Below are 12,220 nucleotides of genomic sequence, written 5' to 3'. Positions count from 1 at the left end.
TAGGTCATCGTCAGGCTCTTACCAGCCCCCCAAACCCCCTCGTACCCCATGGTGCCTGGGGGTTTGGGCTTTCTGAATACAGCATCGCTTTAATGACTTAGCCCAGGAGCGTGTCGAGTACGTTTCACAGCAGGACTTTGCTTGTATTGAGCAGCGCATAAAAAAGGCTCCCGAAGGAGCCTTTTTTTGTTTGTCGCCTCACATGGTGTCGATGAAGCTGCGTAGCTTGTCTGAGCGGCTTGGGTGCTTGAGCTTGCGCACCGCCTTGGACTCGATCTGACGGATGCGCTCGCGCGTCACGTCAAATTGCTTGCCCACTTCTTCCAGCGTGTGGTCGGTGGACATCTCGATGCCGAAACGCATGCGCAGCACCTTGGCCTCACGCGGCGTCAGGCTGTCCAGAATCTCCTTGACCACTTCGCGCAGGCCGGCCTGCATAGCCGCCTCGATGGGCGCCGTGTTGGCTTGGTCTTCAATGAAATCGCCCAGGTGCGAATCGTCGTCGTCACCAATGGGCGTTTCCATGGAGATGGGCTCTTTGGCGATCTTCATGATCTTGCGGATCTTGTCCTCGGGCATCTCCATCTTCTCGGCCAGGATGGATGCATCGGGCTCAAAACCATGCTCTTGCAAGTGTTGGCGACTGATGCGGTTCATCTTGTTGATCGTCTCAATCATGTGGACCGGGATGCGGATGGTGCGTGCCTGGTCGGCGATAGAGCGGGTGATGGCTTGGCGAATCCACCAAGTGGCGTAGGTCGAAAACTTGTAACCGCGGCGGTATTCGAACTTGTCCACCGCCTTCATCAGACCAATGTTGCCTTCCTGGATCAAGTCCAGGAACTGCAGGCCGCGATTGGTGTACTTCTTCGCAATAGAGATCACCAGGCGCAGGTTGGCCTCGATCATTTCCTTCTTGGCGTCGCGCGAGGTGGACTCGCCCTGGTTCATCCGTTTGTGGATGTCTTTCAGGTGAGTCAGTGGCACGACTACGCTGGTCTGGATGGCCATCAGACCGGTCTGCAATTCTTGCACTGGGGGGATGTTGCGTTGCATGACCACGCTCCAGGGCTTGCCCGCAGCTGCTTGCTTTTCTACCCACTTGAGGTTGAGTAGGTTGGCTGGAAAGTCGGCAATGAACTTCTCTTGTGGCATGCCGCACTTGTCCACGATGATGCGGCGCAGTTCGCGTTCTTTCTTGCGCACTTCATCGACCTGGCTGCGCATGGTGCTGCACAGCTTTTCAATCGCTTTGGCGGTGAAGCGGATCGACATCAGTGTTTCAGTGATGGCGGCCTGCGTTTTCAAGTAGGTGGGCGTGCCGTAGCCTTCTTTGTCGTAGGTTTTGTGCAGCTTCTCGAACAGCGTGCGCATGGTGTCGAAGCGGGTCAGCGCTTCGCGTTTGAGTTCTTCGAGCTTGCGGGTGAGGGCCTTGGATCCGCCTTTGCCGTCGTCGTCATCGGCTTCGTCGTAGTCGTCAAAGTCTTCTTCGGCCACATAGTCATCGGCCGCGTTGGCGTCTGCGAAACCGTCCACCACGGTGGAAATAACGACCTTGCCTTCGCGGATGTCTTCGGCCATGGCCAAAATTTCTGCAATGGTGGCCGGGCTTTCCGAGATGGCTGCGATCATGTCGTTCAAGCCGCCTTCGATGCGCTTGGCGATCTCGATTTCACCTTCTCGCGTCAGCAGTTCCACCGTGCCCATTTCGCGCATGTACATGCGCACCGGGTCGGTGGTGCGACCGAATTCGCTGTCTACAGTGGACAGCGCGGCTTCGGCTTCTTCTTCGGCTTCTTCTTCGGTAGCTGCCGTGGGGCCGGTGTTGTTCAACAGCAGGGTTTCGGCGTCGGGCGTCTGTTCATAAACGGCCACACCCATGTCGTTTAACAGCGAAACCACCACTTCCAGCGTTTCGGCTTCCACCAGCTTGTCGGGCAGGTGGTCGTTGATTTCGCCGTGTGTCAGGTAGCCGCGCGTCTTGCCCAGCTTGATGAGCGTCTTCAGGCGTTCGCGGCGATTTTTGGCTTCTTCTTCGGACAGGACCGTCTCGTCCAGACCGAATTCTTTCATCAGCGCGCGCTCTTTGGCCTTGCTGATCTTCATGCGCAGTGGCTTGACCTTTTCAACCGGCTGAGCCGAAGCGTCAACTGTTTCGGTTTCCACCTCGGGTTCGCCACTCAAATCGTCTTCAATGTCACTCAGGTCTGCATCGTCCATGTCGACATCAGACGATGCGCCAGCCTTGGGCTTTCGGCCGCGCTTGGCTGCCGGTTTGTCAGCCGCTGCCGCTTTGGCTGGGCGGCCCGCCTTCTTTTTGGCGGTGCCAGCCTCAACCGCCAATTCGGCGTCGAGAGCTTCGGGTGCGGTCTTGCCGGCGGCCTTCTTGGCAGCGGCTTTGGTGGGGGTCTTGTCGGTCACAGCAGGGGCTTTCTTCGGGGGGGCTTCCGGTGTTGCCTTGCTTGGGCTGGCCTTGGCGGCTGATTTGCTACTGGACACAACGGGCGCACTGGACTTCTTCGTGGGCATGAGGACCTCAAAAAAACGTCAAACAGGATCCGGCAGAACAGACAAGAGCCGCCAGGGCAGCCCAACAGTTGGGCAATCCCGGTGATTTTTGTGATGCACAACACCCACCTTTCGCCGGAAAGGGTGGGCCTGCAAGCTGTTGGGGCGATCATTTGGTGTGCAGCCCTTGCGGGGTTCCGCCAGGACCGGTGTGGTCGCTGGGGTGGCCGGGAATAGGATCCATGTAGCCCCGTTACTGGGGGCCGGGCCGGGCCGGAGGTGCTGCTGTCGCGCTTGCGGTGCGTAACCCTACATTATACCGGCTGGCTGTTTTTCAAGGTCTTGATGCGGTCTGTGACCCGTTTGAACTCTTCGTAGGCCGACGCGTCTCCTTGCTGCACCCTGGCCGCCAGGGTGTCGGCCAAGGCCTTCAGGGCATCGGCGCGCAGCAGGTTCATGATGCCGTCGAGTTCGGAAAGCTCCGAAGCCGGGTCATTGACCAAAGTGACCTGCTCGACCTGCGCACAGACATAGGCCTCTGAGGCATGGCCACGCAGGGCTTCACGCAGGGCCACCCAGGGCTGTGGGCCATGTTCGTGCATTTGGGCCTCCAGCCAAGCCAAGGCTGGGCCTTGCGGCGAAGGCAGATGCGCGAGCAAGGCGTGGTCGTCGGCCGACAGGTGGTCCCAGGCATGTGCGTTGGACAGCAGCAAGCCCACCGCCCGGTCGGCGCGGCTGGTGGTGGCACGGCGTTGGCCCAGCATGCGTGGCGGCGGTGGCTCACCTCGACGGTATTTGCCAAAGCGCTTGCCGCCAAAGTCGCCTCCCTTGCTGTAGCCCCCGCCAGAGCCGCTGCCGTATCCGCCACCCGATGCATCCCAGGGCTTGCGGCTGCTGGGGTAGCGCGGTTCGTGGTCGGGGGAATATTCGCCGCCGCTGTCTTCCGGCGTGTATTCGTATGTGCGGCCGGGTGGCGCGCCACCGGTGCTGCGGGGCGCTCGTTGGCCGCTGCCAGCTTGTTGCCAAAGCTGCAAAAGATCTTGGCTGTTGAGCCCGGTGCCTTCGGCCAGCTCGCCAATAAGCTGGCGCTTGAGTGCGCCGTCCGGCAGGGCGCTCCACAGCGGGCGCGCTTGCGAAGCCATGCGGGCGCGCCCTTCTGCGGTGGTCAGATCGCACTCTGCGCCGGCTGCTTCAATGAGAAAGCGCGAGAGCGGCATGGCTTCTTTTACGCACTGGGCAAACGCCGCTTCACCGTTGGCGCGCACGAAGCTGTCGGGATCGTGCTCTGGCGGCAAAAAGAGGAACTTCACGCTGCGCGTGTCGGTCGCCAGGGGCAGGGCGGCGTCCAGGGCTTTGCGTGCGGCGCGGCGCCCAGCGTTGTCGCCGTCGAAGCTAAAAACCACGCTGTCGGTGAAGCGAAACAGCTTTTGCACGTGGTCGGCGGTGCAGGCGGTGCCGAGTGTGGCCACGGCGTTGGCAAAACCGAGCTGGGCCAGGGCGACCACGTCCATGTAGCCTTCGGTCACCAGCGCATAGCCGGCCACCCGGATGGCGGTGCGCCCTTCAAACAGGCCGTACAGTTCGCGGCCCTTGCTAAAAACCGGCGTTTCGGGCGAATTCAGGTACTTAGGCTCGCCTTTGTCGAGCACGCGGCCACCAAAGCCGATGGTTTCCCCCTTAACGTTGCGGATGGGGAACATGATGCGGTCGCGGAAGCGGTCGTAGCGCTTGGCTTCGCCGTCCTGGCCTTTTTCGTCCTCGTGCACGATCACCATGCCGGACTCGACCAGCAGCGGGTCCGTGTAGTCGGGGAACACGCTGGCCAGGCTGCGCCAGCCTTCGGGGGCGTAGCCCAGTCCGAACGCTTTGGCAATTTCGCCTGACAGGCCGCGGCCCTTAAGGTAGGCCACTGCGCGGGCCGAAGCCTTGAGCTGCTTGATATAGGCCTGCGCAGCTTTCTCCAGCACATCGTGCAGCGTGACTTGTTTCTGGCGCTGTTGCGCCGCTCGCTCGCGGTCTTGCGGGGACGCCTCGTCTTCCGGAATTTGAAGCCCGGTCTGTTGCGCCAGGTCTTTCACCGCTTCAATGAAGCTCATGCCCGCGTGTTCCATCAGAAAGCCAATGGCATTCCCGTTGGCGCCGCAGCCGAAGCAGTGGTAGAACTGCTTGGTCGGGCTGACGCTGAAGGACGGCGATTTTTCACCGTGAAAGGGGCACAGCCCCATTAGGTTGGCGCCGCCCTTTTTGAGCTGGACGTAGCGACCCACCACGTCGACCACGTCGACGCGGTTGAGCAGTTCCTGGATGAAGGTTTGCGGTATCGCCACCCGGCTATTCTCCCCCAAGGATTTTCATGTCACCGGAGACTTGCATGCAAAGCATTTATGACCAGGATCTGCCTCGCAACGAGGCCAACTTCACCCCCATGTCCCCGTTGTCGTTCATAGAGCGCACAGCCGAGGTATACCCGGACCGGTTGGCCGTGCTGCATGGCCCGCTGCGCCAGACCTGGAGCGAGACCTATGCCCGAGCACGCCAGCTGGCCAGCGCCTTGCAGCGCGCAGGCATTGGCAAGAACGACACCGTGGCCGTGATGCTGCCCAACACGCCGCCGATGGTAGAGGCGCACTTTGGCGTGCCCATGGCAGGCGCGGTGCTCAACGCGCTCAACACCCGGCTTGACCCAGAGGCCATCGCGTTCATGCTGGACCATGGCGAGGCCAAGGCCGTGATCGTGGATCCCGAGTTTGCCGGCACCGTGGCCAAGGCACTCAGGCTGCGCCAGGCCAGCACACCGCTGTTGTTGATTGACGCAGAGGACGCGCTGTTCGCTGGCGAACACCAGCCGGTGGGCAGCACCACCTATGAAGCTTTCATCGCCGGTGGCGACCCTGCGTTTGCCTGGCGCCTGCCCGCCGATGAGTGGGACGCCATTGCGCTCAACTACACCAGCGGCACCACCGGCAACCCCAAGGGGGTGGTGTACCACCACCGGGGTGCGGCCACCAACGCCATTTCCAACATACTCGAATGGGACATGCTCAAGCACGCGGTGTATCTTTGGACGCTGCCCATGTTTCATTGCAACGGCTGGTGTTTCCCCTGGACGGTGGCGGCGCGCGCGGGGGTGAATGTGTGCCTGCGCCGCGTGGAGCCGCAAGCGATTTTTGACGCCATGCGCGAACACGGTGTGACGCATTACTGCGGTGCTCCCATCGTGCACAGCTTGCTGGTGAACGCGCCAGCGGCCATGAAGGCTGGCGTGCCGTCCGGCATCAAGGCCATGGTGGCGGGCGCAGCGCCGCCGGCGTCGATGATCGAAGGCATGGAGCAGATGGGTTTTGACCTGACCCATGTGTACGGTCTGACCGAGGTGTATGGACCCGCCACGGTGTGTGCCAAACACGAAGCCTGGGACGCGTTGGACATTGGCGAGCGCGCCCGGCTCAACGCGCGCCAGGGCGTGCGCTACCACCTGCAGCGCGACGTGCGCGTGTTGAATCCCGAAACCATGTTGCCTGTGCCGCTGGACGGCGAAACCATGGGCGAGATCATGTTCAAGGGCAACATCGCCATGAAGGGCTACCTGAAGAATCCCCAGGCGACGGCAGAAGCCTTTGCCGGAGGCTGGTTTCACAGCGGTGACCTGGCGGTGCAATACGCGGACGGCTATTTCAAGATCAAGGACCGCAGCAAAGACATCATCATTTCCGGTGGCGAAAACATCTCGTCCATCGAGGTCGAAGATGTGCTCTACCGCCATCCGGACGTGCTGGCCGCTGCGGTGGTGGCCCGGCCTGATGCCAAGTGGGGCGAAACGCCGTGTGCGTTTGTGGAGCTGAAGTTCGGTGCGCACACCACGCCCGACGACATCGTGGCGCATTGCAAGCTGCATTTGGCGGGCTTTAAGGTGCCGCGCGCCGTGGTGTTCTGTGAGCTACCCAAAACCAGCACCGGCAAGATTCAGAAGTTTGAACTGCGCAAGCGGGCCGAGAAAGACCACCCGCACGGCGACTGACGCAGGGGTTCAATCTCCCGCCACAATGCCCTCTCGCCTCGGGTCGGCGCCGCCCAGCCACACGGGTTGCCCGTCTTTCAAGCCGCGCTGAATCGCTTGCAGCCCACTGGGCAAGGGTATTTCGTTTACGGTATGGCCGCGCTGTTGCAGCGCCTGCACGGTGGCCGCCGGGAAGCGCCCGGCCTCCAGCAGCAGCGGCCCACCCAGCGTGCCGAAATTGGGCAGGTCGATGGCGGCTTGCGGGCTTAGGCCCCATTGCCAGGTGCCCAGCAGCGTCTTGGCGGTGAAGTGGATGATGAACGCGCCGCCTGGGCTGCCCACGCTCATGAGCAACTGGCCTGTCTGTGCATCAAAGACCAGGGTGGGCGACATGGACGAACGTGGCCGCTTGCCCGGCTCCACCCGGTTGGCCACCGGTCTGCCTTGCGCGTCGGTGGGGGCAAAGCTGAAGTCGGTGAGCTGGTTGTTGAGCAGGAAGCCGCCCGGGCGGCCTTGGCCGGTGTTGACCATCAGGCGGGCGCCAAACCCTGCCTCAATGGTGGTCGTCATGGCCAGCGCGTTGCCCCAGGCGTCTGCGATGCTGATGTGGCTGGTGCCGTACTCGGTTTGGTCTGGCATGGGCGCCCAGCTGCTGGGGACCCTACCGGGCTGGCCTGCAGGTGCGCCGGGCATGCGGGTGGCGCTCATGAGGCGGGCACGGTCATCCAGGTAGCGCGCATCCAGCAGGCTGTGCGAGCTGCCGCCGGGGGCGGCCACAAAGTCGGGGTCGGCGAGATACTGCGCTCGGTCGGCAAACGCCAGGCGAGAGGCCTCGGTGTAGGTGTGCAGCCAGTCGGGGCCTGGCGGTGTGTTGGGCACAGGTGCTGCTGTGGCATGCGGTGTGCGGGCCAGCAAACCCAAAATCTGGCCAATGGCCAGCGCGCCTGAACTGGGCGGCGGGAAACCGCAGATACGCAGACCGCGCTGCTGCGCGGTGTGGTCAAAACACAGGGCCTCTCGCTCTTTCGGCTGGTATCGCATCAGGTCTTCGGTGCTCAGGCTACCCGGGTTGGTGGCGTGTTGCTGCACCTTGCTCACCATGGCGTTGGCGACCGGGCCGGCGTAAAAGGCTTTAGGCCCCCGGGTGGCGATGCCGCGCAGCACAGCGGCCAGTTCTGGGTTTTTCAGCACGTGCCCAATGGGGTGGGGCTGACCTTTAGATGCATAAAAATACGCAGCGGCTACGGGGTCATTTTGAAGCGCTGTTTCCGCTTGCAGCAGCGTGTGCAGACGCGGGCTGACAGCGAACCCGCCCTCTGCCAGTGCAATGGCCGGCTCGAACAGCCGGGCCCAGGCCAACCTGCCGTGTTGCTGATGTGCCAGGGACAGCATGGCCACCACGCCCGGCGTACCCACCGACCGGCCACCCAGCACCGCGTCCATGAAGGGAAGGGGCTTGGCCTGGGTGTCCAGAAACAGGCCGGGGCTGGCGCCAGCGGGGGCCGTTTCACGGCCGTCAAAGGCTTGCAGGCGCTGGCCGTCGTGGTGCAGCAAAAAAGCACCGCCGCCTATCCCGCTGGACTGCGGTTCCACCAAGCCCAGCACCATTTGCACTGCAATGGCGGCATCCACAGCGCTGCCGCCTTGGCGCAGCACCAGGGCGCCGGCGTCGGTTGCCATTGGGTTGGCGGCAGCCACGGCAAAGCGCCGTGTCACCCAGCCGGGCTTGGTGCTCAGGCCAGAGGCGAGTTCGGGTTGCGCTGGCGGGGCCATGGCGGCGGGGGACCGGACCGCGCCCTCCCAGCTGACACAGGCGCCCACGACCGAGCAGACCACCAGCAACGCGACGCTGGTTCGCAGCAAGCTTGTGTAATATTTCATGGTCTGAGTCTTTTCCTGATGTGTGGCGCCCTGCGGTTGCCGGATGTTTGCGTGGGCGCAAGGTGAAAAGCGGTGGGCCGCGCTAACTTGAAACAGAGCAATTGGACCAACGACAAGGACGGAACCTGGATGCGTTTTTCTACCACGATGGCCGATGAGCCTGCCTTTATTGCGCCTTCAGATGTCCAGTCGGTGTACAACCTGCCCCTGTTGATGGTGGCCATTGAAGCTCAGCACCGCTTGCCGATCGTGAACCTGCGCGAAGCGCTGCGCCAGCTGCGTATTCTGGACGAGGCTGCGCTGGGGCAATTGGCGGCCGAAGATCCCGATCTGTTGCGCTCGCGTGCCCCCGAGCTGGTGCAGCGCTTGCTGTTGACAACTGACGAGCTGCACCGCGCTTTGGCTCGGGTGGCTGGCCTGGTTGAGCTGGATGTGCTGGATGTGCTGGGTTTCAACTGTGACAAGCAGGCGTTTGAAATCTTGTCGCCGCGTGAATCCCATGGTCTCACGGTGGTGCCGCTGGGCATGGCTCACGAACAGTTTTTTGTGGCCTCTTGTGCGCCCACCAGCGTTGACTTGCATCAACGGCTGTGTTCCTTCACCGGTCATTCGGTGAGTCTGGTTTGGGCGAGCCGCGAAGCGATTGAACGGCGACTGGCGTTGCAAGATCGCCTGGCGAGCAGCGGCCATGACCACGGCCCGGCGGTGTTGGTGGAGGACGCACGCCGACGCTTGGTGTCGCAACAGCCGGCTGTCGCTATTGGCCATCCCAATTCCGTGCTGGATGAGCTGGTGACGCAGGCGCTGGTGGAGTTGGGCAGCGGCGCAGAGGCTGAGCAGTTGGCTTCAGCCAGCGAGTCGGCTGGTATGGTGCGCTTGGTCAACCAGATGATTGCCGAGGCCCAGCGCACACACGCTTCAGACATTCACATTGAAAGCAATCCGGGTGAAGCACTCACCGCCATCCGGTTTCGCCGCGACGGCGACCTGGAGCCCTACTTGTGGGTGCCTGCCAAGCTGCGCGGGTCGCTGGTCTCTCGCATCAAGATCATGGCACGGCTCGACATTGCCGAGCGCCGCCGACCCCAGGACGGCAAGATCGATTTTTCCGAATTTGGTGGAAAAGCCTTGGAGCTGCGGGTGGCTGTCATGCCCACGCACGATGGCCTGGAAGACGTGGTGCTGCGTCTGCTGGAGTCGGCCAAACCGTTGCCGCTGGCTCGGCTGGGCCTGCAGCCGCGCGACCAGGCCCTGATTGCAGGCTTCTCCCAGCGTTCTTTTGGCATGGTGCTGGCGGCGGGCCCCACCGGCTCCGGCAAGACGACCACGCTGCATTCCATGCTGGCTGAGGTGAACACCGCCGAGCGCAAGATCTGGACCGCTGAAGACCCGATTGAGATCACCCAGCCCGGGCTGCGTCAGGTGCAGATGAACCCCAAGATCGGCCTCACGTTTGCCAGCGCCATGCGCGGGTTTTTGCGTGCCGACCCGGACATCATCATGATTGGCGAGGTGCGCGATGCCGAGACCGCCAAGATCGCCATTGAAGCGTCGCTCACGGGCCACCTGGTGCTGTCTACGCTGCACACCAACAACGCCAGCGAGAGCGTGGTGCGTCTGCTCGACTTGGGCATGGACCCGATGAATTTTGCCGATTCGCTGTTGGGCATCGTGGCGCAGCGGTTGGTTCGGGCTTTGTGCCCGCACTGCGCGCAAAGCCGCCCGTTGGACGAGGCGGGGTGGGAAGCCCTGGTGCAGGAATACATGGAAGGCAGTGCGCTCAGCCGCCAGGAGGCACAAGACCGGCTGCTCAAGGCCACAGGCGCCGAGTCGGTGGGCATGATCCACACGCGCCATGCCGTGGGCTGCGAGCACTGTGCCGGCAAGGGCTACAAAGGGCGGCTGGGCGTGTACGAAATTTTGCCAAACAGCCGGGCCATCAAGCTGCTGGTTCAAAACCGGGCCCGCCCATCTGAGATTTTTGACGCCGCAGTGAACGAGGGCATGCGCAGCCTGCGCCACGATGCGCTGGAGAAGGTGGTGCAAGGCTGGATCGACCTGAAGCAGGCGCGTATGGCCTACCGCTGAGCGTGGCGCGCACAGGGCATTGTGGTTGAATTCGAGGTTTTCGGCCTTCGGCCATTCCTTGGACCCAAGCCCCACGCCGCCATGACTTTGCCCATCACCGTTTTCCACAACCCCCGCTGCAGCAATTCCCGCAAAGTGCTGGCGCTGCTGAGCGAAGCGGGGATCGACCCCCAGGTCATTGACTATTTGCAGGTGCCCTTCACCCGCGAACAGCTGACACAGCTGCTGGCCGACATGGGCCTTTCTGCGCGTGAGCTGCTGCGCAGCAAAGAGGCGCTGTATGCCTCGCTGGAGTTGGGCCAGTCCGATCTTTCTGAACAAACGCTGATTGCCCTCATGGTCGAGCACCCCGTGCTGGTGAACCGCCCGATCGTGGTGACGCCGTTGGGCACCCGCTTGTGCCGCCCGCCCGAAAGCGTGCGGGCCTTGTTGCCGCCAGTGTCAGGTGGCAAACCACAGGCTGCGCACCGTGCGTAAAAACGCATCCTCCCTCCCGAACGTTCTGGGTGTGTTTCTGGTCTTTCTGCGTCTGGGCTGCACCTCGTTTGGCGGCCCGGTGGCGCACCTGGCTTTCTTTCGCACCGAGTTTGTCGAGCGCCGGCGCTGGCTGGACGAGCGCAGCTACGCCGACCTGGTGGCGCTGTGCCAGTTTTTGCCCGGGCCGGCCAGCAGCCAGGTGGGTATGGTGCTGGGCTGGCAGCGGGCCGGCTGGGGTGGCTTGGCGGCGGCCTGGCTGGGTTTTACCTTGCCGGCTGCGGTGCTGATGGTGGGTTTTGCCTATGGGGTCACGCAGCTGGCAGCGCTGCAGAGCTCGCCACTGTGGCAAGGGGCCTTGCATGGGCTGAAAGTGGCTGCCGTGGCTGTGGTGGCGCAAGCGGTGTGGGGCATGGCACGAAGCTTGTGCCCCGATGCTGCACGCCGTGGGCTGGCCTTGCTGGCTGCGGCGCTGGCCCTGGGCGTGCCGTGGTTGAGCGGTGCGGGTCTGGCTTGGGGCCAGTTGCTCGCCATTTCGGTGTGCGCGCTCGCGGGTGTGGTGTTTGGCGCACGCTGGCTCCCGCCGCAGCAGGCAGGCCCCGGCGCCGACACGCACCGGGGGTTTGGTTTGCCCCGTGCGGCGGGTTGGGTGGCTTTGCTGTTGCTGATCGCTGCGCTGCTGGGTTTGCCGCTGTGGGCGGCGGGAAGCGGTTCGGCACTGCTGGCGCAGGTGGACGGTTTCTTTCGCGCTGGCGCCCTGGTGTTTGGCGGCGGGCATGTGGTGTTGCCGCTGTTGCAGGCCTCCGTGGTGCCCAGCGGGGCAGTGGGCGCGGCCGATTTTCTGGCCGGCTACGGCGCAGCCCAGGCCATGCCGGGCCCGCTGTTTTCCTTTTCGGCCTACCTCGGCGCTGTGATGAACCCGGCGGTGCTGGGGGCCTTGGCGCCTTGGCAGGGCGGAGCGCTTTTGCTGCTGGCCGTGTTTGCGCCGGCCTTGCTGCTGGTGGTGGGGCTGCTCCCGTTTTGGGACGCACTGCGCCAGCGCCCCGGCGTGCGCACCGCCATGGCTGGCGTGAACGCTGGCGTCGTGGGCCTGCTGGTGGCCGCGCTGATCGACCCCGTATGGCCCAGCGCCATTCACGCACCGGCCGACGTTGCGCTGGCTCTGGTGGCGCTGCTGGCGCTCGTCCGCTGGCGGCTTTCCCCGTTGTGGGTGGTGCTGGGGTGCGCTGGCGCAGGGGCTTTGTGGGCGCTGGTCTGAAGGGCGCTTAGCCC

Annotated in this window: 7 protein-coding genes; 4 read left to right on the top strand and 3 right to left on the bottom strand. The window is 63.4% G+C overall.

The features are described from left to right. Positions 1–198: 198 nt before the first annotated feature. Positions 199–2,529, bottom strand: coding sequence for an RNA polymerase sigma factor RpoD (gene rpoD / locus ACTG4K_RS16225; protein WP_439115251.1), 2,331 nt, complete (start codon positions 2,527–2,529; stop codon positions 199–201). A gap of 293 nt (positions 2,530–2,822) precedes the next feature. Beyond that, positions 2,823–4,835 (bottom strand): DNA primase, encoded by a 2,013-nt coding sequence (gene dnaG, locus ACTG4K_RS16220; RefSeq protein WP_439115250.1) that lies wholly within the window; start codon positions 4,833–4,835, stop codon positions 2,823–2,825. A gap of 44 nt (positions 4,836–4,879) precedes the next feature. Here dnaG and ACTG4K_RS16215 point away from each other — a divergent pair, with 44 nt between their 5' ends. Continuing rightward, complete coding sequence (locus ACTG4K_RS16215; protein ID WP_439115249.1) at positions 4,880–6,526, top strand: acyl-CoA synthetase; 1,647 nt, start codon at positions 4,880–4,882, stop codon at positions 6,524–6,526. 9 nt (positions 6,527–6,535) lie between these two features. Here ACTG4K_RS16215 and ACTG4K_RS16210 read toward each other — a convergent pair whose 3' ends face one another. Continuing rightward, positions 6,536–8,386: a gamma-glutamyltransferase family protein gene (locus ACTG4K_RS16210; protein ID WP_439115248.1), complete on the bottom strand. Its 1,851-nt coding sequence runs from the start codon at positions 8,384–8,386 to the stop codon at positions 6,536–6,538. A gap of 129 nt (positions 8,387–8,515) precedes the next feature. Between ACTG4K_RS16210 and ACTG4K_RS16205 the strand changes: the two genes are divergently transcribed. The 3 genes from ACTG4K_RS16205 (at position 8,516) to chrA (ending at position 12,206) form a co-directional block, all read left to right on the top strand. After that, positions 8,516–10,474, top strand: a complete 1,959-nt coding sequence (locus ACTG4K_RS16205; RefSeq protein ID WP_439115247.1) for a GspE/PulE family protein — start codon at positions 8,516–8,518, stop codon at positions 10,472–10,474. An 81-nt stretch (positions 10,475–10,555) separates the two neighbouring features. Then, complete coding sequence (arsC, locus tag ACTG4K_RS16200) at positions 10,556–10,951, top strand: arsenate reductase (glutaredoxin) (RefSeq protein ID WP_439115246.1); 396 nt, start codon at positions 10,556–10,558, stop codon at positions 10,949–10,951. Continuing rightward, positions 10,944–12,206: a chromate efflux transporter gene (gene chrA / locus ACTG4K_RS16195; protein WP_439115245.1), complete on the top strand. Its 1,263-nt coding sequence runs from the start codon at positions 10,944–10,946 to the stop codon at positions 12,204–12,206. Before arsC ends, chrA begins: the two co-directional genes overlap by 8 nt. Positions 12,207–12,220 lie beyond the last annotated feature (14 nt).

Source organism: Hydrogenophaga sp., from assembly GCF_965657535.1.
GTDB lineage: Bacteria > Pseudomonadota > Gammaproteobacteria > Burkholderiales > Burkholderiaceae_C > Hydrogenophaga.
The sequence above is the reverse complement of the archived record's forward strand: the minus strand, read 5'-3'. Positions and strand labels throughout refer to the sequence as shown.

Bases quoted from the DNA above. Each gene is read 5' to 3' on its own strand.
- rpoD (WP_439115251.1), bottom strand. From the start codon at position 2,529: ATGCCCACGAAGAAGTCCAGTGCGCCCGTTGTGTCCAGTAGCAAATCA.
- ACTG4K_RS16215 (WP_439115249.1), top strand. From the start codon at position 4,880: ATGCAAAGCATTTATGACCAGGATCTGCCTCGCAACGAGGCCAACTTC.
- ACTG4K_RS16210 (WP_439115248.1), bottom strand. From the start codon at position 8,386: ATGAAATATTACACAAGCTTGCTGCGAACCAGCGTCGCGTTGCTGGTG.
- ACTG4K_RS16205 (WP_439115247.1), top strand. From the start codon at position 8,516: ATGCGTTTTTCTACCACGATGGCCGATGAGCCTGCCTTTATTGCGCCT.
- arsC (WP_439115246.1), top strand. From the start codon at position 10,556: ATGACTTTGCCCATCACCGTTTTCCACAACCCCCGCTGCAGCAATTCC.